We start from the raw sequence: 19,868 nt of genomic DNA, 5'->3' as shown, positions 1-19,868 counted from the left end.
ATCGAAACGATTCATACGATCCTCCGAAAGAGTGTAAAGATTGAAATGGTTGATGTTGTCAAATCGATTGTTGCGGTAGTAAAGACCGGAAACACCGAAAGGCGCTCATGGCGCCTCGTTTCGTTCATATGTGCAGAGGGAACTGTCCTCAACCGTCCAGCTCCGGTGTACCGTTGATTCATACGCCTCTCGTGTACCGTTCCATTGTGGCAGAACGGCGCAATACACCCCCGCACGCGGAAGTGCACGTCTCTAAAGCGCCGCTAAAATATCGCCGACCCGAGTGATAAACAAACCATTTTTTGGCACAGAAACCTGTGTCAAGCCGTGGTGTCCCAACGATATGATGGTTCTTCATCACTCCTCATTTCCCCGTCGTCATGCACAAAACGATGTGTACGAACTACTACGTACACATACCTGTGAAGCGAACTCCACAGTGACACGAGCCCGAATGTCGGAACTGGCCGTTTTGACCACTTCCGACCACCGACCTTAGTGGCGGATCATACTCTACAACTCATGTGCCAAATTCATTTCCTGACGTTCAGAGCGCCTGCCGTTGTCTCTCGACGTACGTCCACAATACCCGGACGAGCTCATCCAGCCCCTCGTGCGCAACGGCCGATATCATCCGGGCACGATGACGCTTCACGAAGGGATGATGTTCCAGCTCGGCCCGCTCCTCCGCCGTGAGCGTGTCACACTTGCTGATGCAGACGAGCCACTCCTTATCCATCATGGCCTCGTCGTACTGCTCCAGCTCGTTGCGCAGTACCCGGAGGTCTTCCTCCGGATCCTCCGAACGCGCGTCGATGAGGAAGAGGAGAACGGCCGTCCGCTCGACGTGACGCAGGAACTGGAGACCGAGTCCCCTGCCCTCGTGCGCCCCTTCGATGAGCCCCGGGATGTCGGCTACGGTGAAACTGCGGTAGTCCCCGGCCTTGACCATTCCCAGGTTGGGTACGAGCGTGGTGAAGGGATAGTCGGCGATCTTCGGCCTGGCCGCCGAAATGCTCGAGATGAGCGTGCTCTTCCCGACATTCGGATAGCCTACCAGGCCGACATCGGCAAGGAGCTTGAGCTCGAGCTCGAGCTCGAGCTCTTCGCCCGGCGTACCGTCCTCGGCCGTCCTCGGCGTCTGGTTCGTGGCCGTCGTGAATTCACTGTTGCCCTTGCCACCTCGCCCGCCGTGGGCTACGACGACCGTGTCGCCGTCGGCTTCCATGTCCGCGATCTGATCCCCGGTTTCCCTGTCACGGATGACAGTTCCGCACGGGACCTTGATGATGACGTCGTTGCCGCTGCGGCCGGTGCAGTTGGACTTTCCACCGCGCTCTCCGTCCTTGGCCTTGTAATGACGCTTGTAGGTGAAGTCGAGAAGAGTACCAAGCTGCTTGTCGGCCACGACGACGACGTCGCCGCCGTTACCGCCGTTGCCGCCGTCGGGTCCACCCTTGGGCACGTATTTCTCGCGTCGGAAGGAGACGCTGCCGTTGCCACCGTCGCCAGCCTTGACAACGATGGTCGCCGTATCGATGAAGTTCATTGTCTGCTAGATGAAGGTTTTATGGATGGCCTGGCAGAATTCCATTGCCACGACACTGTTCGGTTCTATCCCCTGCTCGGCGAAGAATCTGTCGAGCTTGCCTGCGGCGGCCTTCCAGTTCTCGCTGTCGAGAACGTCGAGGACGACGCGTTCGTATAGCTCGTCGTTCGCGACGAAGAGCTTCTTCCTCACCTTGTCCCGCGTACGCTCGTCGAGCAGCTTGCCGAGGGCGGTGAGCCGGGACAGGACGTGACTGCCGGTACCGATGACAGGAGCTTCGGTGGTGATTGCGGCTTCCTCTTCGACGACGGGTTCCGTCGTGCGCTCTTCGATTCCACCCGCTTCCGCCATCACGACAGGCACCGGTCCGGGTGCGACCACGGGCTCCGGATCGTCGGTTCGTTCATCGTGCCGCACACCGGCGGCGGCGAAGACGTCCATCGGTGGCAGTTCCGTGACGAAGGCGGCATCGCTGTCTTCGAGGGCAAGGATGACGTCGTCGATGACTTCGATGAGTTTGGTGCGTGTGAGGTAGCGGAGTTCTTCGCGGTAGAGAAGGCGTTCGAGGGCCTGCGAGATAGGCACGGCCCCCTTATCGTCGAGGAAGATGATGACGGCTTCCGTCGGCACCGATTCGGGCGGCAGTTCCGGGTTGGCCGTTGCGAAGAACTCGAACAGATTGTCGAGCAGTCCCACGAAGTCCTGCTGCGACAGGTCGAGGATCGCATCGTTGTCGATCTTCTCGATGATGCGCTCGAACTCGACGACGCTGAGAATCTCGTAGGACGAGGTATCGGTACCGCGGGCGCGCGCCCACTGTTCGAAGCCTTCCACCAGGTAGCGGTTATCGTAGAGATATCCGAGACGCAGGAGGATTTCCTGCAGGGGCTTGGTGGGCTCGCCGCGGTAGACGAACCATTTCAAGGTGGTGCGGGGCCGGCAGAGGAAGTTCAGGCGGGTCTTGGCGGCTGCCTCGATGGTGGCATTCAGCTCTTCGTGGTCGAACCGCGAATGCCGGATGTAGAGACGGTCCAGTTGTTCCCATAGCTCGCGGAAATCGGCATGGCCGGTGGCGAAACGGGGATTTGACGACCTGATGGCACGCTCCTCGTGTACCCACCAGTCCACTTCGGCCCGGAAGAACATGCGATATGCCGGATGTACCTGCTCGTTGGCAAGGATCGTTTCCAGCGAGACGTAGGGATGCGGCGTAGCAAGCAGTTGCTTCAACTGCTTGCGTACGCGGTCGAGTTCCTTTTCGAACATGAGGCTCGTAGGTGTTGCTGGGCTCGAAGATACGACGATTGCCGCAGTCTTACTTGCTGTACCCAGCCACTCCGTACGGCTTGCTCCGTTTCTTGCCGGATTCCCTGGCCCGGATCTCCTTCATCGCCCGATTGGCCGCGAGATCTTCCTGGACGGCGACGGGCTGGAGGTCGTAGAGATCGGGTTCCGACAGGCCGATGACGGGAACATGACGAACGGTCACGACATCAGGTTGGGACGTATAGAATACCACCCCACCCGTGATCAGGAGCAGACCGATGATACCGGCGATGATGCCGACGATCGATGTCGTTCCCGATACAGGACTGGTGACCGAACCGCCCTTGCCGTGGACTTCCCTGAGCACGTTCTGCTCGAAGGAAGAAGACGCTTCAACGGCGGAAAGAGACGACAATGCCGCGCGCAGGAAAACCTGCTGCTCGAAGTCGTCGGGTGCCGAAATGGAAGGAAGCTTGTTCACGGTGCTTCGTCGAAATTTTGGGGGAAGAGTTCCTTGTAGAGATCCTTGAGCATCGCCTGCAGTTGCACACGCCCACGGTTAATGCGGGACTTCACCGTACCGAGTTCTGTTCCGGTGATGACCGATATCTCTTCATACGTCAATTGCTGAATGTCTCTCAGGACGACCATTTCACGATAGGATGGCGAGACGCTCATGAGAGCCTTCTGCACTTCCTGGGCGATCCGCGTACGGTCGATACGCTCGTCGGGCATATACGACATGTCGGGAACGTCCCAGGTCTGGTCCTCATCGTGTTTCGAGAACGCATCCTTCAGGCTCATGCCGTTACGACGCCTGTACCGCTTGAGTTCGGACTTGGCGAGATTCCCTGCAATGGTATACAGCCAGGTCGAGAACTTGACTTCACCCATGAAGGTGTTGCCGAAGCGATAGAGCCGTACGAAGGTCTCCTGAGCGATGTCGACCGCGTCGTCGTAGTTACCTACGAAACGGAATGTGAAGTTGGTGATGGGATCCTTGTAGCGCCGCATGAGTGCGACGAATGCGGATTCGTCTCCAGCGATGAACAGCTGCAGCAATTCTTCGTCCGAAAGCGATGTTCTGTTACCCTGCATTGTTGCTGCCGAAGTTTGACGTTCGAGATTCACTTTGGTTCCCATGATAATAACCTTCCTGACGATGTCAGATCAGTTCAATATGGACAGGGCCTGGGCGATACGTTCGATGGGCACGAGCGCCTCGCCGAGATTCTGGTCGAGCGTGTCCGCAGCGGCCCGGGGAAGATATACCGTACGGAGACCGAGACGCAATGCCTCCTGCACACGCTGGTCCGCATATGATACATGCCGCACTTCGCCCGTCAGTCCGAGCTCACCCATGAATACGGTTCCCGATGGCAGGGATACGTCGGTGGCCGAACTGGCCAGCGCCACGGCCACTCCCAGATCGATGGCTGGATCCTGGATGGCGATGCCTCCGGCGATGTTGACGAAAACGTCGTTCTGCCGCAGAACGATACCACCCCGTTTCTCGAGGATGGCGAGAATCATCTGCAGCCTGCGCGCGTCGTATCCCGTACTCACGCGCTGAGGCATGCTGTAGCCCGTAGGAGATACCAGAGCCTGCACTTCGACGAGTAGCGGACGCGTTCCCTCCATGACGGCCACGATGGCCGTTCCGGGCTCTCCTGCCCGGCGTTGCGAGAGCAGTACTTCCGATGGATTCGGTACCTCCCGCAGTCCGACGCCCGACATGTCGAAGACACCGATCTCGTTCGTCGATCCGTACCGGTTCTTGAGGGCACGAAGTACCCTGTACGAATACATCCCGTCTCCCTCGAACTGCAGTACGGTGTCGACCATGTGTTCCAGCACCTTCGGTCCGGCGATCATTCCGTCCTTCGTCACGTGGCCGATCAGGATGATCGGAATACCGGCCTTCTTCGCCACCTTCGTAAGGAGCGCAGTGCACTCGCGCACCTGCGCTACGCTTCCTGCCGTGGACTCCAGCATATCCGTCATCATCGTCTGTACCGAGTCCACGATCACGACGGCCGGACGCACCGATTCAATCAACGCAGCGACGACTTCAATATTGGTTTCGGCGGCGACCCTGATGTCGGCACCGGCGACGCCGAGGCGCTCCGCACGATGCTTGATCTGGTGCAGGGACTCTTCACCGGAAATGTAGAGCGCCGTTCCGGGAACGGTCGCCGAGAGCTGGAGCATGAGCGTACTCTTGCCCATTCCGGGGTCACCACCCACCAGGACGATGCTGCCTACCGTGAGCCCGCCACCGAGAACACGGTCGAGTTCACCCATACCGGTGTGCAGCCGCGGCGATTCCGACGTATCGACGTCCTGCAGGGCCAGAGCCTCCCGCCCCAGAGCCGCGGATACATCCCTGCGGCCACCCTTGCGCGATGCCGTTTCCTTGCGTTCGATTTCCTCGATCATCGTATTCCACTGCCCACAACCGGGACACTTCCCTGCCCATCGCGGCGAGGTCGTCCCGCACATCGAACAGCGATAGATACTTCTTGTCTTCATGGCGTTTTCAGTGTCGGAACGTCAAATGTACAGTTTTCCGTCACGGCGGTATGCGGGGGGACCGCTATCCGTGAACTCGATGCGATCGGGCTTTCGGAGAATCAGGCCATGATCCGGTGACGGCAGCCGTGGCTCCTGCTACAGGTACTGCACTGACGAATCCGCGATCTCACTCGTAGAAATAGATGACGTCCGTGATCCTGAACTGACCGTAGGTGAAGTCGCCACTATCCATGTTCCACACGAAGTCCACTTCGGTGGGAATCATCACGCCCTCGACTTCCTGGTAGTTCCGGCAGTGCAACGTGAACTCTTCCTGTTCGAAGCCGCTCTTGTGGTCGCGGTACTTGTCCGACGTCACGATGCGCTCGACTTCACCGATATCGTTGATGTGGAACAGCGCTTCCACGCGCGTCTCGCCGTCGGTGATCACGGCACGGGCACAATGGTTGTCCACGCTCTCCCATCGCAGCGTACGCGTGGGAAGCAATCCCGTCGGAAGCCAGACCAGTTCCGAAAGGAACCGGAAGAGCATGGAAGTATCGGTTTCGGGACCTTCTACGTCCTGCAGGCCCAGTGCCCCGAACAGCTTGATGTGGCCGCTGCCCTTCGATGCGAAGTATCCCAGCTTGGCCGTACGCCACCACAGCGGATGATGCCGCAGCACGGCATCCCAGACGAAGCCCGGCTCCATGCCCGAAATGTATTCCTTGGCCTTGACGGTGAACCAGGGACTGCCTTCGCGATGACGGAATCTCGCCTGCTGGCGGAGAATGGCATAGCGGATGTTGGGCTGCCCTTCCTTCAGTGCATAGTGCAGATAGCGCTGCACGGGCGGAGGAAGCGAACCGACGAGCGATGCGGAGAAGTTGGGAAGCTTCTCCTTGCCGATGCTGTGCAGCAGGCGCCGTATGGACCGCATGACGAAGATACGCGACACCGTCGCGCTGACGGCGACGAGCACGATCAGCGTCAGCAGCACTGCGCCGGGAATGACGACGATCTTTGGTAGCGTTCCGATCATGAGGAAGCCCGTCGGGTCTCCCACCGCGTGATCCGCTCCGACAGCATGCGGAGAACGGGGGCGGTGGTCAGGTAGAAGAACATGAACGGGAACAATTTAAACAAGCCACGACGAATGGTCTGGCTTACGATGGCCGACTGGAACATGGTGCCCACGAAGAGCAGCGCCACGACCGTCACCACCATCCATATCACGGGGAGAACGTCGCCGAAGGACGTCTTCTTCGCTGCCCTGCCGATGGCCTGGCCCGCTATCACGGCACCTCCGATGATCCAGATGAGTCCCCAGAGTCCGATGTCGCCGAAGACGTCCGATATCGTCTCCGACGTCACTGCCAGGAACCGCGCCCCGTCGAAGCCCGTGATCTCTGCCGCCGTCTGCGGATGGACGGGCAGAAAGAGCCGGAAATAGAGCACATGCCACAGGGCGAAGGACAGGAGCGAGAGGCCGATCACGACGGCGATCCCCCTGAAGGCCACCTTCCTGTCGAACGACCTCGTCAGCCACGGCGTCATGGAGAGCACAGCGGCGATGACGATGAAGACGGTCTCCGTCCTCGACCAGCATGCACCCGCCAGCATGAGCGCAGCGAGCCACAACGACGGCTGCGAGCTGCGACGTATCGCGTCGATCATCATCAATCCGCCTATGCCGAAGAAGACGGCATTCAGGTAGTCCGTCTGCACGAGGAACGAATATCCGTACAGTTCGGGTATGCTGACGAGCAGGATGAAGAGCAGGCCTGCGATCACGCCGTGCAGACGCTGACGCAGCATGTCGAACATGAAGGCGAGGAAGGCGATACTGAGGACGGGCAGCCACATCTGTCCGAACGGGAAACCGATCAACCGGTAGACGACCTGCATGATCATCGCGAACGGTGCGTAGAAGGGCTGGTTCGAGAGTTTACCTGCCAGCAACGGCTCCGTGTAGATGCTGTTGTTGAGATGGCCTTCCATCACGGCCGTGCGCGCCACGAGGTCGATACCCGCCATCGCGTCGAACGGCGTCACCGGCCAGTAGTAGGCAGCCCAAACCGAGATGAACATCAGGTAGCAGCCTACGGCGATCGTCACGACGTCGTAGAGCCTGGGCGACCATGCGCCGGGCTCGACCATCGATCGGTAGGCCGCGCCGAGTCCCTTCGCAGGGAACTGCAGGGCCACCGCCGCAAGAGCGGCCACGCCGAGCACGCTACCCCTGGTAAGATAGATTCCCGCCAGCTCGATCAGGAAGACCAGCACGGTGTGCAGGAACATTCCGAGTAACAGCGACACGGAGAGAAGCTGGACGACGGGGAGGCGGACCCGCAGACGCATGGACGTCGCGAGACCCAGGGCGAGCTGCAGGAGGATCGTCACGACCATCATCAGGAAGGCTGTCGTCATCGTACCACCCTCTCCTTCCAGATGTGCCGTATAGAATCGGCATTCGCTCCGAACCGGAGCCGACGGATCTCGATACCGTTGTTGTCGCCGAGCAGGACGAAGGCGTTCCCCGCATGGCCGCGTACCGTATCGTCCCACGTTACCGCAGGATAGCTCGGGCCGGTCAGATAGTAGAAGACCCGCGGATCGGTCCAGTAGTAGGAGTCTTCGTAGTAATGCCTGACGTAGTCCGCGGGAGGCAGGACGAGCGTATCTCCCGGCACCATATGCGTGCGCAGCCACTCCGTGGCGAGATACATGTGCTTGTAGCGCTCCGTCTTGCGCTGCTCCACGCCCATGCGCGAGCTCAGCTTGCCGAGCACCGCATAGTAGTTGCCGATGCGCTGGTCATGCCAGTAGGCATAGACGTTCTTGTCAGGGAAGGCGTTGAAGAGCGCCAGAAAGCAGGCGCCCAGACACAAGGCCAGGATGAGTCCCTTAACGGAGAACATGGCGCGGCATCCGCATTACTGGCTGGAGAGAGCTTCCGCACCACCGACGATTTCGAGCATTTCCTTGGTGATCGCGGCCTGACGTTCGCGGTTGTAGACGAGCTGCAGCGAGTTGATGAGATCGCGCGCATTCGTCGTGGCATTCTCCATGGCCATCATCCGTGCGGCCTGCTCGGCGGCGTTGGAGTCGAGCAGCGTACGCCATACCTGGATGTTCAGATACATCGGCAGCAGGGTATCCAGGATGTCGGCACGCGTCGGTTCGAAGATGTAGTCGGTTGACGTCCGCTTCTGCTCCTGGGCCTTCGTATCGGCCGGCACGATGGGCAGAAGCTGCATCGTCTTCACTTCCTGACGGATGATGGAGACGAACTGGTTATAGATCACTTCCACGTGATCGAAACGCCCCGTAAGGAAGCCGTTACTTACGAGGTCGGCGATATCCTGTGCCGTCGTGAATTCGAGACGGAAGAAGACTTCCGGATACTCGCGGACGATCTCTTCCTCACGCTTCTTCGCGGCACCGACGGAGCGGCGGCCGACGGGAATGACGGTGACGTTGGCGTCGGGATGTGCCTTGTGCAGTTCTTCGAGGCGTGCGGAGGCCGCACGCAGAAGGTTCGTGTTGAAGGCGCCGCACAGACCACGGTCCGACGACACGATGATCACGGCGATGGAACGCAGTTCCTTGCGGGCTTCGAAGAAGGGATGGACGAAGTCCGACTCCGCCGCCGAGAGATTGCCCAAGATGTACTGGAGCTTGTCGGCGAAGGGACGGGCGGACGTGATCGCCTCCTGTGCGCGGCGCAGCTTGGCAGCTGCCACCATACGCATGGCCTGCGTGATCTTCGACGTGTTCCGCACCGCAGTGATGCGGCTCTTTATTTCGCGTAGTGTTGCCATTCCTGAAGCCGGTTCGTGCTATGAGCGATGGTGCAAATACGGCCACTCCGCAAGGAGGTGACCGCGGACATAGTCAGCGACGGAATCTTCCAATTCCTCGAACACCACGGGAAACATCTGTCGTTCGTACGAACTCATGTCCGCTTCCGTGAAGTTCTGATACTGTCCCGCGAGATGTACCGGCATGTCGACGTAGTCGATGACGGGCTCGCGGTCCATGGCGGCGAAGACGGCATTCATGAGATCGTTCCACGATCGTGCGCGCCCTGTGCCGAGATTGAGAATACCGTTGACGTCGGTTCGTTCCAGCAGCAGATCGCGCATGATCCTGCAGCAGTCCTTCACGTAGACGAAGTCCCGCATCTGGCCACCGTCGCCGAAGCGCGCCTCGTTCGATCTGAACAGCCGCACGCGGCCCGTGGCCTGGATCTGTTGCACGGCCTTGTAGACCATGCTGGCCATGTCGCCCTTGTGGTATTCGTTCGGACCGAAGACGTTGAAGAACTTCAGTCCGACGGCCCTGGCATCGAAGCCATGGCGCCGCATCCACATATCGAAGAGATGCTTCGAATATCCGTACATGTTCAGCGGACGCAGGTCTACGGTGGTATCGGCATAGCCGTCCGCACCGCTACCGTACGTCGCAGCCGAGCTCGCATAGATGAAGCGTGCGTTCCGCTTCAGGGCGAGGTTGGCCACGGCCATGCTGTAGTGATGGTTGTTCTCCAGCAGGTAGTCGGCATCGCGTTCCGTCGTCGCCGAGCAGGCGCCGAGATGGATGATGCCGTCGATATCCGACGGAGCCCTGCCGTGTTCGATATCCTCGAGGAATTGTTCCTTGCTGACGATGTCAATGAACGAGTGATCGACGAGATTCTTCCACTTGTCGCCGGTACGCAGGTTGTCGACCACCAGGATGTCGTCACGGCCTGCGGCATTCAGCGTTGCGACCATGCAACTGCCGATGAAGCCCGCTCCTCCGGTGACGATGATCATGATGGCATTCCGTGTTACTTGATCGTGGCCAGGAATCGCTCGGTAAAGCTATCCAGAGCGTTGTCGAGACCATGACGTACTTCGTCGTTGAGTTCCTTCACGCGGCCGATGAGTTCCAGGACTCCGCCATGCGCCGTACGCATGTAGTCCAGCAGCTCCGATTCGTAACGGCGGACCTGGTCGATCGGCAGCTCGTCCATACGGCCCGTCGTAGCGGCATAGATCACGACGATCTGCTCCTCGATCTTCACGGGCGAGTACTGCTGCTGCTTCATGATTTCCATGAGGCGGGCACCACGGCGCAACTGCTGCTGCGTGGCCTTGTCGAGGTCGGAACCGAACTTCGCGAAGGCTTCGAGAGCACGATACTGGGCCAGCTCGAGCTTGAGCGGACCGGACACCTTGCGGATGGCCTTGATCTGTGCGTTACCGCCTACACGCGATACGGAGATACCGACGTTGAGAGCAGGGCGGACACCGGCGTTGAAGAGGTTGGGTTCGAGGTAGATCTGACCGTCCGTGATGGAGATCACGTTCGTGGGGATGTAGGCGGACACGTCGCCGGCCTGCGTCTCGATGACGGGCAGAGCCGTGAGGGAGCCTCCACCCAGACGGTCGCTGAGCTTGGCTGCACGTTCCAGCAGACGGCTGTGGAGGTAGAAGACGTCGCCAGGATAGGCTTCACGTCCCGGCGGGCGACGCAGGAGCAGCGACACCTGACGATAGGCCGCGGCCTGCTTCGACAAGTCGTCGTAGATCACGAGGGCGTGGCGGCCGCTGTCGCGGAAGTATTCACCCATCGATGCGCCGCTGTACGGTGCGATGAACTGGAGCGGGGCGGGATCGGAGGCCGAAGCCATCACGATCGTCGTGTATTCCATGGCGCCGTGCTGTTCGAGCGTCGAAACGACGTTCGCTACCGTTGAGCCCTTCTGGCCGATGGCCACGTAGATACAGTAGACGGGATTGATACCGAGAGCCTTGGCTTCGGCCGTATGCGTGTACTTCTGATTGATGATCGTGTCGAGCGCTATGACCGTCTTGCCGGTCTGGCGGTCGCCGATGATGAGCTCACGCTGACCACGACCGATGGGGATCAGGGCGTCGACGGCCTTGATACCGGTCTGCAGCGGCTCCGTCACGGGCTGACGGTCGATGACGCCGAGAGCCTTGCGCTCGATGGGGAACAGTGCGGATTCCTTCACAGGACCCTTGCCGTCGACCGGAATACCGAGCGGGTTCACGACGCGGCCCAGCAGACCTTCACCCACGGGTACGGAGGCGATACGGCCTGTACGGCGCACTTCGTCGCCTTCCTTCACCAGCGAGTCGTCGCCGAAGAGGATCACACCGACGTTGTCCTCTTCGAGGTTGAGCACCATGCCCACCACGCCGTTCGGGAACTCGACGAGTTCGGATGACATGACCTTGCTGAGACCGTACACGCGGGCCACACCGTCGCCCACCTGGAGCACGGTACCGACTTCGTATACATCCGTCTCCTTTTCGAAGCCCGTTAGCTGTCGACGAAGTATCGCGGATATTTCGTCGGGACGAACGTCTGCCATTTCTGATCCTATGTGATGCTGAGTTTTGTGTTGCGAGGGTTGGGGATCGATGCCCCCCGCCCATCGGTCGGCGTCAGTTCAACGACGGCGATGGCGCGGAGCCTGTCATGAGTTGTTCGCGCAGGTCTTCAAGCTGATGACGGAGCGTACCGTCGAGCACGGTATCACCGATACGCACGGACACACCGCCGAGAACGGCGGGGTCGACGTGATAGGTCGGGATCACCGTCTTGCCCGTACGCTTCGCCACGGCGGCCTTCACCTTGTCGCGCGCGGCATCGTCCAGTGCGACGGCCGACGTGACATCCACGCGGATCATGTTGCGGTGCTTGTCGTAGAGATCCTGGAATGCGGCGATGATGTCGCGGTAGTATCCCATCCGTCCCTTCATCACCGCCAGCTCGAAAAAGCCCAGCGTCAGGTCGGAGACACGTCCCTTGAGGATTTCATCGAGAATGTTCTTCTTGCGCCAGCCTTCGATCACGGGACTGCGCAGGAGCGCACGCAGGTCCGCAGATCCATGAGCGATCTCAAGGAAGGTAACCAGGTCGCGCTCGACCGTTTCGTCCTGATTGGATTCGATGGCGGTATTCAGCAGTGCCGTTGCGTAGCGGCGGGCGATGCGTTGGACGGACATGGGCTTCTCAGTTCTTCGAGAGTTCGTTCACATAACCATCGACGAGACGGGCGTGGTCGTCACCATCCATCTTGCGGGCGAGGAGCTTCTCGGTGGCGCCCACGACGAGCGTGGCGACTTCGGCGCGAAGTTCCTTGATGGCTTCTTCCTTCTGGCGCTCGATCTCGCGCGAGGCCTCCGTGATCTTGGTGTTCTTCACGTGTTCGGCTTCTTCGGAAGCCTTGCGGATCAGGGCTTCGGCCTGCGTCTTGCCGTCACGCACGATGTTCATCATTTCCTGCTGGGCGCCGGCGATCTTCTCCTTGCTCTCGCGCAGGATGGCCTGAGCCTCCATATTCGCCTTTTCGGCGCTCGTGATCGCATCGTTGATCGAATGTTCACGTGCAGCAAGCCCCTGCATCATGGGCTTCCACGCGAACTTCGCCACGATGAAGGCGAAGATGCCAAAATTGATGAGCGTCCAGATGATCAGACCAGGGTTGACCTGGAGAAACCCGGGCAGCGAATTCATGTCCATCGGTAGATCCTCGGTTCAAATGGGTATCGAAAGGACGCGCCCGCATCGTGCGGGCGCGTCACATGTTGCGATCAGCTCTTGACGGCGAGCAGAATACAGATAACGCCGGCGAGCAGGGCGACACCTTCGATAAGGGCCGCGCCGATGATCATCGTCGTACGGATGTCGCCGGCATTCTCGGGTTGACGGCTGCTGGCTTCGAGAGCTGCGGCGGCAAGGCGGCCGATGCCCGTACCTACACCGAATACCGTTACACCTACGCCGAGACCAGCCGACAGCCATGCGAATGCTACTGCTTCCATGTTACGATCCTCCAGAGTTGAAATGATAATGATGTGATTGAACGGTTGTCAACGATTGCGATGCGTGATCAATGCGCTCCGGCATGATCGTGATGGTCGTGCGTGGCATGATCGCCCAGCGCCAGACCGACGAACACGGCCGAAAGCATCGTGAAGATGTACGCCTGCAGGAAGGCTACGAGGAGCTCCAGCAGGTAGATGAACACCGAGAAACTGACACTGACGGGAATGACCAGATAGTTCTGGAAAAAGAAAATCAACCCCACCAACGACAGCAGCACGACGTGTCCGGCCGTCATGTTGGCGAACAGACGGATCGTGAGTGCGAACGGCTTGGTGAACAACGACACGATTTCGATCGGAACCATGATCGGCGCCATGTACCACGGCGCACCCCCGAGAAGGTGATGCAGCCATGCCTTGATACCGGCATCCTTGATCGCAACGAAGTTGACGACGAGGAACGACGTCAACGCCAGCGCCGCCGTGACGGCCAGCGAACCGGTGGCGACATGCGCTCCCGGCAACAGACCCACGAGGTTGAGCGTGACGATGAAGAAGAAGAGTGACATGAAGTAGGGCATCCACGCCGTAGCACGGCGTACCGTGCCCACGTTCGGAACCACCATCTCGTCGCGAACGTAGACGACGACCGCTTCGATGACGTTGGCGAGACCCTTCGGCGCCTTGACCGATCCCTTCCTGTACTGACCGCGAATGGCAGCGAAGACGAGCGTCATGACGACGATGGCGATCCACTGGTAGGCGACGAAGTTCGTGACCGACAGGTCCAGCGAGGGCGAAGCGGGCTTGCCCTTTGCATCCTTCTTCGTCGTGCTCACGATGCGATGCGGCGCGTCCGGATGGTGCATGGTGAACATACCGGCTTCTTCCATCGCATGCGGATTCGCGTAGAAATGCAGACCGTCGTCCATCAGGATGACGGGAAGGATCTCGTAACTGTTGAAGAAGATGTTCAACTCGTGATGGTCGCCCAACTGGTTCAACAGGTGCGTGAAGACTTCTCCCCCCACCGGATTCGCATGCTCTCCATGCGCCGCTGCGGCCTCGCCATGGCCATGCTGGGCCGTGGACGAGTCCGTGACATGTTCCTCCATGCGGGTCGTATGCGTCGAGTCCTGATTCATGTCTCTTTCAGTTGGATGCGTAGGCCGGTACCGGTCGAACGAACGACAACGTCATTCTCCCGTCACCGAACTTTTTTTTTAACAAATCCGTCACCGGGCGTCGTGTCCGACGCTTGGCTTCTTCGTACGAGCGATGAAAAAAAAGGATCTCTCCCATCAGAAGCACGAAACATACGATCGCGAACGTCAATGCGAACGCTACCTGATGCATACGGACGACACTCAGACAATACCATGCCGCCACGATGACGACGATGGCACGGACGCCAAGACTGCCGAACACCATGGCCAGGAAGGTGTTGAGGTCCTTTCCGAATGCGGAACGGGCCACGACGTATCCTGCCAGCGTGTTGATGGCGCACAACCCGACTGCCGAACAAACGGCAACAAGGGGTTCCTTGACGTCCAATCCGTGCTCCTTAGCGAGATTGATCGTCCCTGTCCTTCGTGAGCAACCGCCGCACGGAGCGCAGGAACTGTATGAAACCGACGACCGCACCGAGACCGAGCCCTACCAGCAGCCATAACGGCGATGTATCCCATCGGCCGTCAAGATACCAGCCGAGACCGCCCGGCAGACACACCGATACCGCCAACTGGAATCCCAGATTCAGGTAAGGTGCCACCTGCCGCATGGGAGAGTTGTCCACGATGCGACCTAGAAAAACGCGGGCAAAATTAGGACGGGTAGGCTTAAAAACCCAATTCTTGAAGGTAAGACATGACGGCGTCCGTGTAAATGTTCGTCGTCTCGCCATACCAGAGGCCGTCCGGGATGAATCGAACCGCCCCGTACGTCGAGGGGTTCAGGGGCAGAATCGCACTCGTCGAGAGCTTCGTGGTCTCCTCCGGACGGAATTCGTTGTCTACATCGTAGAGGGCCAACGTGCAACCGAGCTCCGTCAGGACCTTGTCATCGATCGGAGCCTTGTCGTAGCCCAAGAGCACAAAAGGGATGCGCACCTTGATGACGTAGCCGTCGCTCCGCTGCGCCGTTACCACGCGTACCTGCTGCACTGCCGCCTCCTGCTCAGGAGCCAGTTCGTCCGTCGTCCTGACCTTGATACTGGGCCTGATGTCGCCGAAGTCACCGATCTTGACCGACAGGGCGAAGAGTCCGGAATCGCTCACGGTACGGACCTTGAGACCGCTCCGGTCCATCCCCGCCACGTAGCGTGATCCCCCGACCTCGTCTGCAGGGGTGACGTCCAGCCAGATATCGAACCTGTCGGCCGGACAGGTATCACACCAGCCGGTGACGATGGTGCTGTCCATCACGTTGATCCGCACGTACAGATAGTCGTCGTCGTAGACCAGCCGTGCCGAGAACGAGGCGTCCGTTGCCCCCTGCCACCAGAAGGCGCCTTCGTCGACGTTGCGGACGGCATCGACGTGGACTTCGTTCACGTAGCCGGCATAGATCTGGCGGCCGCGTGCATAGGTGGGAATCGTCAGATAGTCCACCTGGAATTCCGTCTCGCCCTTCGGAGTAAGGTAACGTTCGCGGGTTTCGAGCGACTGGAAGTTACGATATGCTTCGTGGCCGAAGGCGCCAATCTTGTCGCTGACGAATTCGTCGAGCAGGACGACGGCGCCATCGCGGTACTGATAGCCCTTGATGGTCCAGTAGTCGGCCTTGCGCTTCTGCGTGACGTAGCAGGCCGTATTCCGGATCACGACGCCGATTTCGAGGGGGAGGTCGACGTAGGCAAGGGGGAATCTGGCGATGTTGACCAGGAATCCCTCGTTGTCGATGAAGAGATAGACGATGCACTCGCGCTTGCGGGTACCCAGGACGTTGACCGTGAAGGCGACGTCGTAGATGCCGTCACCCGAGAAATCACCGACGTCCCATCCCCAGATGCGATACTGGGCACCCTGGGGCATGGCGGCACGCAGATCGTCGATGAGTTCGTCGGCGAAATACGGCTCGATCTTACGCTGGAATTCGGAGAACTCCATGCCGCTCTGGGCGGACATGCCCGCCGTTCCGATCAGGAACAGGACGGTACAGAGAAGGATGGGAAACAGATGCTTCATGGTCACGGATGCGTTGCCGCGGACAAAAGGACCGAATCGCGGATGTCGATATGGCTGGCCTTCAGACGGGCGCCGTACTGGCCCACGACCTGGGCCGCGGCGTAGGAGGCCAGCCGTCCTGCATGGTCGGGATGATGGCGATGCAACGCACCGTAGAGGAAGGCCCCCGCATACATGTCGCCGGCACCGGTAGCGTCGACCGGCGTCACGGCATATGCCGGAATCACGCTGTCATGTCCGTTCCAGTGGATACGGGATCCCTGCTCTCCCATCGTGAAGACGACGTTGCCGTACCGCGAACGGAGAGCCTTGTAGGCGGCGTCCGCCGAATCCTCTCCAGCCAGTGCCATGCCTTCGCGTTCGTTGCAGAACACGAGCGATGCGGACTTGAGCAGCGTCCTCAGCCGGTCGCCGAAGACGTCCACGATAAAACCGTCGGAGCAGCTCACGGCTACATGTGTTCCATGCTTGGCAGCATGGAAGGCAGCCATGTCGGCAGCTTCGGCACCGTTTTCGTCGGTGAGCTTGTATCCCTCGACGTAGATCCACTCCGACCGTTTGATCAGTTCCTCGTCGATGTTCCGCCGGGAGAATTCCGTATTCACGGCCAGCGTCGTGTTCATCGTACGCTCGCTGTCCGGCGTGATGAACACGAGGCACGTTCCCGTACTGGCGCCGGAGACCTGCTCCGCGTCCAGCACGATTCCGAGATCCTCGAATTCACCTGCATAGAACGAGCCGAGGGCATCCTTTCCGAGCAGCGAGACGTAGGCGCCGCTTCCCCCGAACTGTGCGAAGGCGATGACGGTGTTGGCCGCCGATCCTCCGCTGCTGCGATGGGCCTCGCGTTCGCCGAGACTCGCGATCATGTCGTTCTGGCGCGATGTTTCCGTCAGCGTCATCGATCCCTTCGTCACGCCGAAGGCCGCCAGTTCTTCCTCCGTTATCCGGTATTCGATATCGACGAGGGCATTGCCGATGCCCGTAAGCAGGATGTTCTTCACGATGTTCCGTTGATGGATGTCAGGGCGCAAGTTACGGCTCCGGCTCAGAACCGGTAGCGGAGAACGCATTCGAGACGGTAGAAGGACGATTTGTAGGGGATGTCTCCCTCGATCCTGTTGACGAGTCCGATATCGGCGACGAGGGACGGCACGACGTCGATGGCCGACGTGACGTGGATGGGAAGGCCCGCACCGAGCACGAGACCGACACGCCCCTTCGACTTGTAGGTCGTCACCGTGCCGTTCTGCGGCTGTTCGGCATAGGCATATGTTTCGTCCACACGGTCGCTGGTCTGCAGGGAGGCGGTCACACCGGCCTCGACCTGTACCGGCACGTCGTCGTGCTTCCATGCGATGACGGCCTGGATGTCCCACCGGCTCGTGGCATGCACCACGCCGTGGTTCGTCGTCACCGTATCAGGGAAGAGACCGCCCGGAATGATGTCCTTGTGGACGTGGACGACCTCCCTGCCCTCGCCGGCCCACGTCCCCATGATGCGGGTACGCAGATCGAAGGCCATGGAAGGCAGCTTCAACGCGGTCCAGCCGAGTTCCAGCCCACCGCCGCCACCGAAGGTATTCGTCCTGCGCTCGTGAGAACCTTCCGGACTGTCCGGACCGACGACGTCGGACATCACACTCGACATACCGACGAAGCCGACTGCACCGACGGATACGGTCCGATGCCGTGCAGATTGCCCGTATCCCTGCTGGGCATCGGCGACGGCACCCGCCACGCAGAGCGCCGCAGCCAGCGCCAGGAGGAACCTGATCATCGGCTGAGCTCGATGAGCTGTTCGCACAGGGCGCCGAAGTCCATGCCCACTTCGCGGGCGGCCATCGGTACGAGACTCGTTTCCGTGAAGCCGGGCAGCGTATTCACCTCGAGGCAGTACGGCATGTTGTCCGGCGTCAACCGGAAGTCGACGCGGCTGTAGGCCCTGCAACCGAGGATTCCATGGGCTGCGAGGGCGAGATTCATCACGTGATGCTGCACCTCTTCCGTCAGTTCGGCTGGACACTGGTAATCCGTACGGCCCTTGGTGTACTTGTTGGCGTAGTCGTAGAACCCTTCCTTCGGTGCGATCTCGATCACCGGCAGGGCTTCCTGTCCAAGCACGGCTACCGTGAGCTCGCGCCCGGGGATGTACTGTTCGATCAGGATCTGCCGCGAGAACTGTCCGGCCAGCCGGATCGCGGCCGCGATGTCCTCGGTGGTGCCGCTTTCGACGATCGTCATCCCCACCGTAGATCCCTGGTCGTTGGGCTTCACTACGAGCGTTCCGGGCAGCTCCTTCCGCACTTCGTCGAGCAGGAATTCTTCGTCCGCCTGTTCCGGCGTGACGGTGACCCAGTGCGGCGTGGGGATACCGGCGACGCCGAAGAGCATCTTCGACGTGGTCTTGTCCATGGCCATCGCGCTCGCCAGCATGCCGCTGCCCGTGTAGGGGATGTTCCGCATGTCGAGGAGCGACTGCACGTAGCCATCCTCGCCGTAACGTCCGTGCAGGGCCAGGAAGACCGCATCGACGCTATCGAAGACGGGCGACTGGATGCATTCGATCAGGTTCTTCGCATCGAAGGAGGCCAGTTCCTCGGCGGTGACTTCACGCGGCTGTGCGGCGCGAAGCTCGTCATCGCTCACGATGCAGTCGGCGCCACGCATCGGATCGACGGCAGTGACGGTATGGCCACGCTCGCGGAGAGCGAAGGTCGCGGCACGTCCACTCAGGAGTGAGATATTCCGTTCGGGAGAGATTCCGCCGAGAAGGACGATGATGTTCATGGGTTCAGGGGATTGGATATACGGTTGGATGATCGTTGTAGGAGTGGGTCCCGATGTTCCGTCACGCGGCGGACATGAGGCTCTTGAGCAGCTTGACGTCCTCCCACGTGAGCTTCTTCCATTCCGGATTGCGCAGCAGTGCGGCAGGATGGTACGTCACGAGCATGTTGATGCCGTGGTAGTCGTGCACCTTCCCACGCAACGACCCCATACTGTCCTTGTTCTTCAGCAGTGTGTTCGCCGCCGTGAGCCCGAGCGCGAGAATGAACTTCGGCTTGACGACGCGGATCTGCTCGAGCAGGTAGGGTTCGCATTCGTCGGTCTCCGTGACCAGGGGCTTGCGGTTGTTGGGCGGGCGGCACTTGAGGATGTTGCAGATGTAGACGTCGTCCTGCCTCGACAGACCGATGGATTCCAGGATCTTCGTCAGCAGTTGTCCTGCACGTCCCACGAACGGAAATCCCTGCGCATCCTCGTCGGCGCCCGGCGCCTCGCCGATCACCATGAGATCGGCCGTCGGACTGCCACTGCCGAAGACGAACTTGTTGCGCGTGAATCCGAGCGGACATTTCGTACATGTGTGGATGGCATCGTACAACTCGTCCAGCGTCGCAGGAAGCGGCGCGGACGATACGGAGCGTACTGACGGCTTGGGCTGTACGGGCATGGTCTGGTCGATCGTTGTTTCCTGTTCCGTGACCACCGGCGACGGCTCCG

General features: G+C 60.1%; 22 protein-coding genes. All 22 read right to left on the bottom strand.

Going from position 1 to position 19,868, the window contains the following annotated elements:
* Positions 1 to 547: 547 nt before the first annotated feature.
* Entirely contained in the window at positions 548 to 1,549 is a 1,002-nt protein-coding gene (locus BGO89_04970) for a GTPase ObgE (GenBank protein OJX60918.1), read from the bottom strand.
* A gap of 6 nt (positions 1,550 to 1,555) precedes the next feature.
* Positions 1,556 to 2,815, bottom strand: coding sequence for a hypothetical protein (locus BGO89_04965; protein ID OJX60917.1), 1,260 nt, complete (start codon positions 2,813 to 2,815; stop codon positions 1,556 to 1,558).
* A gap of 49 nt (positions 2,816 to 2,864) precedes the next feature.
* Positions 2,865 to 3,296, bottom strand: coding sequence for a hypothetical protein (locus BGO89_04960; GenBank protein OJX60916.1), 432 nt, complete (start codon positions 3,294 to 3,296; stop codon positions 2,865 to 2,867).
* Positions 3,293 to 3,958, bottom strand: a complete 666-nt coding sequence (locus tag BGO89_04955; GenBank protein ID OJX60915.1) for a hypothetical protein — start codon at positions 3,956 to 3,958, stop codon at positions 3,293 to 3,295. Before BGO89_04955 ends, BGO89_04960 begins: the two co-directional genes overlap by 4 nt.
* Positions 3,959 to 3,985: 27 nt before the next feature.
* Positions 3,986 to 5,347: a DNA repair protein RadA gene (locus tag BGO89_04950; protein ID OJX60914.1), complete on the bottom strand. Its 1,362-nt coding sequence runs from the start codon at positions 5,345 to 5,347 to the stop codon at positions 3,986 to 3,988.
* A gap of 169 nt (positions 5,348 to 5,516) precedes the next feature.
* Positions 5,517 to 6,371 (bottom strand): hypothetical protein, encoded by an 855-nt coding sequence (locus tag BGO89_04945; protein ID OJX60913.1) that lies wholly within the window; start codon positions 6,369 to 6,371, stop codon positions 5,517 to 5,519.
* Positions 6,368 to 7,759, bottom strand: a complete 1,392-nt coding sequence (locus BGO89_04940; GenBank protein OJX60912.1) for a hypothetical protein — start codon at positions 7,757 to 7,759, stop codon at positions 6,368 to 6,370. The genes BGO89_04945 and BGO89_04940 overlap by 4 nt, the downstream gene beginning before the upstream one ends.
* Positions 7,756 to 8,250, bottom strand: coding sequence for a hypothetical protein (locus BGO89_04935; GenBank protein OJX60911.1), 495 nt, complete (start codon positions 8,248 to 8,250; stop codon positions 7,756 to 7,758). Before BGO89_04935 ends, BGO89_04940 begins: the two co-directional genes overlap by 4 nt.
* A gap of 15 nt (positions 8,251 to 8,265) precedes the next feature.
* Complete coding sequence (locus BGO89_04930) at positions 8,266 to 9,153, bottom strand: ATP synthase F1 subunit gamma (GenBank protein ID OJX60910.1); 888 nt, start codon at positions 9,151 to 9,153, stop codon at positions 8,266 to 8,268.
* A gap of 18 nt (positions 9,154 to 9,171) precedes the next feature.
* The gene (locus BGO89_04925) at positions 9,172 to 10,149 is read right to left on the bottom strand and encodes an ADP-glyceromanno-heptose 6-epimerase (GenBank protein ID OJX60909.1); all 978 of its coding nucleotides are present in this window, start codon (positions 10,147 to 10,149) and stop codon (positions 9,172 to 9,174) included.
* Positions 10,150 to 10,163: 14 nt separating this feature from the next.
* On the bottom strand, positions 10,164 to 11,717 hold the full coding sequence (locus BGO89_04920; GenBank protein OJX60908.1) for a F0F1 ATP synthase subunit alpha: 1,554 nt from the start codon (positions 11,715 to 11,717) through the stop codon (positions 10,164 to 10,166).
* Between the two features lie 73 nt (positions 11,718 to 11,790).
* Positions 11,791 to 12,354, bottom strand: coding sequence for an ATP synthase F1 subunit delta (locus BGO89_04915; GenBank protein OJX60907.1), 564 nt, complete (start codon positions 12,352 to 12,354; stop codon positions 11,791 to 11,793).
* A gap of 7 nt (positions 12,355 to 12,361) precedes the next feature.
* Positions 12,362 to 12,871 (bottom strand): ATP synthase F0 subunit B, encoded by a 510-nt coding sequence (locus tag BGO89_04910; protein ID OJX60906.1) that lies wholly within the window; start codon positions 12,869 to 12,871, stop codon positions 12,362 to 12,364.
* Between the two features lie 71 nt (positions 12,872 to 12,942).
* Positions 12,943 to 13,173, bottom strand: a complete 231-nt coding sequence (locus tag BGO89_04905; GenBank protein OJX60905.1) for an ATP synthase F0 subunit C — start codon at positions 13,171 to 13,173, stop codon at positions 12,943 to 12,945.
* A 68-nt stretch (positions 13,174 to 13,241) separates the two neighbouring features.
* A complete protein-coding gene (locus BGO89_04900; protein OJX60904.1) occupies positions 13,242 to 14,321 on the bottom strand; it encodes an ATP synthase F0 subunit A in 1,080 nt (359 codons plus the stop codon).
* Between the two features lie 7 nt (positions 14,322 to 14,328).
* The gene (locus tag BGO89_04895) at positions 14,329 to 14,730 is read right to left on the bottom strand and encodes a hypothetical protein (GenBank protein ID OJX60903.1); all 402 of its coding nucleotides are present in this window, start codon (positions 14,728 to 14,730) and stop codon (positions 14,329 to 14,331) included.
* 10 nt (positions 14,731 to 14,740) lie between these two features.
* Positions 14,741 to 14,956 carry a hypothetical protein gene (locus BGO89_04890; protein ID OJX60902.1) on the bottom strand — a complete coding sequence of 72 codons (216 nt, stop codon included), beginning with the start codon at positions 14,954 to 14,956 and terminating at the stop codon, positions 14,741 to 14,743.
* A 58-nt stretch (positions 14,957 to 15,014) separates the two neighbouring features.
* Positions 15,015 to 16,361: a hypothetical protein gene (locus BGO89_04885; protein ID OJX60901.1), complete on the bottom strand. Its 1,347-nt coding sequence runs from the start codon at positions 16,359 to 16,361 to the stop codon at positions 15,015 to 15,017.
* Between the two features lie 2 nt (positions 16,362 to 16,363).
* Positions 16,364 to 17,365: a hypothetical protein gene (locus tag BGO89_04880; protein ID OJX60979.1), complete on the bottom strand. Its 1,002-nt coding sequence runs from the start codon at positions 17,363 to 17,365 to the stop codon at positions 16,364 to 16,366.
* Positions 17,366 to 17,409: 44 nt separating this feature from the next.
* Complete coding sequence (locus BGO89_04875) at positions 17,410 to 18,141, bottom strand: hypothetical protein (protein OJX60900.1); 732 nt, start codon at positions 18,139 to 18,141, stop codon at positions 17,410 to 17,412.
* A complete protein-coding gene (locus tag BGO89_04870; protein ID OJX60899.1) occupies positions 18,138 to 19,151 on the bottom strand; it encodes a hypothetical protein in 1,014 nt (337 codons plus the stop codon). The genes BGO89_04875 and BGO89_04870 overlap by 4 nt, the downstream gene beginning before the upstream one ends.
* Before the next feature lie 61 nt (positions 19,152 to 19,212).
* Complete coding sequence (locus BGO89_04865) at positions 19,213 to 19,818, bottom strand: uracil-DNA glycosylase (GenBank protein ID OJX60978.1); 606 nt, start codon at positions 19,816 to 19,818, stop codon at positions 19,213 to 19,215.
* Between the last annotated feature and the right edge of the window lie 50 nt (positions 19,819 to 19,868).

This window comes from Candidatus Kapaibacterium thiocyanatum, from assembly GCA_001899175.1.
Taxonomy (GTDB): domain Bacteria; phylum Bacteroidota; class Ignavibacteria; order Kapaibacteriales; family Kapaibacteriaceae; genus Kapaibacterium; species Kapaibacterium thiocyanatum.
Note: the sequence above shows the minus strand (reverse complement) of the source record. Positions and strands in the feature narration are given on the sequence as shown.

What these genes read in the sequence shown, in the direction of transcription:
- BGO89_04970 (OJX60918.1), bottom strand. Translation starts at nt 1,549, where the DNA reads ATGAACTTCATCGATACGGCGACCATCGTTGTCAAGGCTGGCGACGGT.
- BGO89_04965 (OJX60917.1), bottom strand. Translation starts at nt 2,815, where the DNA reads ATGTTCGAAAAGGAACTCGACCGCGTACGCAAGCAGTTGAAGCAACTG.
- BGO89_04955 (OJX60915.1), bottom strand. Translation starts at nt 3,958, where the DNA reads ATGGGAACCAAAGTGAATCTCGAACGTCAAACTTCGGCAGCAACAATG.
- BGO89_04950 (OJX60914.1), bottom strand. Translation starts at nt 5,347, where the DNA reads ATGAAGACAAGAAGTATCTATCGCTGTTCGATGTGCGGGACGACCTCG.
- BGO89_04945 (OJX60913.1), bottom strand. Translation starts at nt 6,371, where the DNA reads ATGATCGGAACGCTACCAAAGATCGTCGTCATTCCCGGCGCAGTGCTG.
- BGO89_04940 (OJX60912.1), bottom strand. Translation starts at nt 7,759, where the DNA reads ATGACGACAGCCTTCCTGATGATGGTCGTGACGATCCTCCTGCAGCTC.
- BGO89_04935 (OJX60911.1), bottom strand. Translation starts at nt 8,250, where the DNA reads ATGTTCTCCGTTAAGGGACTCATCCTGGCCTTGTGTCTGGGCGCCTGC.
- BGO89_04930 (OJX60910.1), bottom strand. Translation starts at nt 9,153, where the DNA reads ATGGCAACACTACGCGAAATAAAGAGCCGCATCACTGCGGTGCGGAAC.
- BGO89_04925 (OJX60909.1), bottom strand. Translation starts at nt 10,149, where the DNA reads ATGATCATCGTCACCGGAGGAGCGGGCTTCATCGGCAGTTGCATGGTC.
- BGO89_04920 (OJX60908.1), bottom strand. Translation starts at nt 11,717, where the DNA reads ATGGCAGACGTTCGTCCCGACGAAATATCCGCGATACTTCGTCGACAG.
- BGO89_04915 (OJX60907.1), bottom strand. Translation starts at nt 12,354, where the DNA reads ATGTCCGTCCAACGCATCGCCCGCCGCTACGCAACGGCACTGCTGAAT.
- BGO89_04910 (OJX60906.1), bottom strand. Translation starts at nt 12,871, where the DNA reads ATGGACATGAATTCGCTGCCCGGGTTTCTCCAGGTCAACCCTGGTCTG.
- BGO89_04905 (OJX60905.1), bottom strand. Translation starts at nt 13,173, where the DNA reads ATGGAAGCAGTAGCATTCGCATGGCTGTCGGCTGGTCTCGGCGTAGGT.
- BGO89_04900 (OJX60904.1), bottom strand. Translation starts at nt 14,321, where the DNA reads ATGAATCAGGACTCGACGCATACGACCCGCATGGAGGAACATGTCACG.
- BGO89_04890 (OJX60902.1), bottom strand. Translation starts at nt 14,956, where the DNA reads ATGCGGCAGGTGGCACCTTACCTGAATCTGGGATTCCAGTTGGCGGTA.
- BGO89_04885 (OJX60901.1), bottom strand. Translation starts at nt 16,361, where the DNA reads ATGAAGCATCTGTTTCCCATCCTTCTCTGTACCGTCCTGTTCCTGATC.
- BGO89_04875 (OJX60900.1), bottom strand. Translation starts at nt 18,141, where the DNA reads ATGATCAGGTTCCTCCTGGCGCTGGCTGCGGCGCTCTGCGTGGCGGGT.
- BGO89_04870 (OJX60899.1), bottom strand. Translation starts at nt 19,151, where the DNA reads ATGAACATCATCGTCCTTCTCGGCGGAATCTCTCCCGAACGGAATATC.
- BGO89_04865 (OJX60978.1), bottom strand. Translation starts at nt 19,818, where the DNA reads ATGCCCGTACAGCCCAAGCCGTCAGTACGCTCCGTATCGTCCGCGCCG.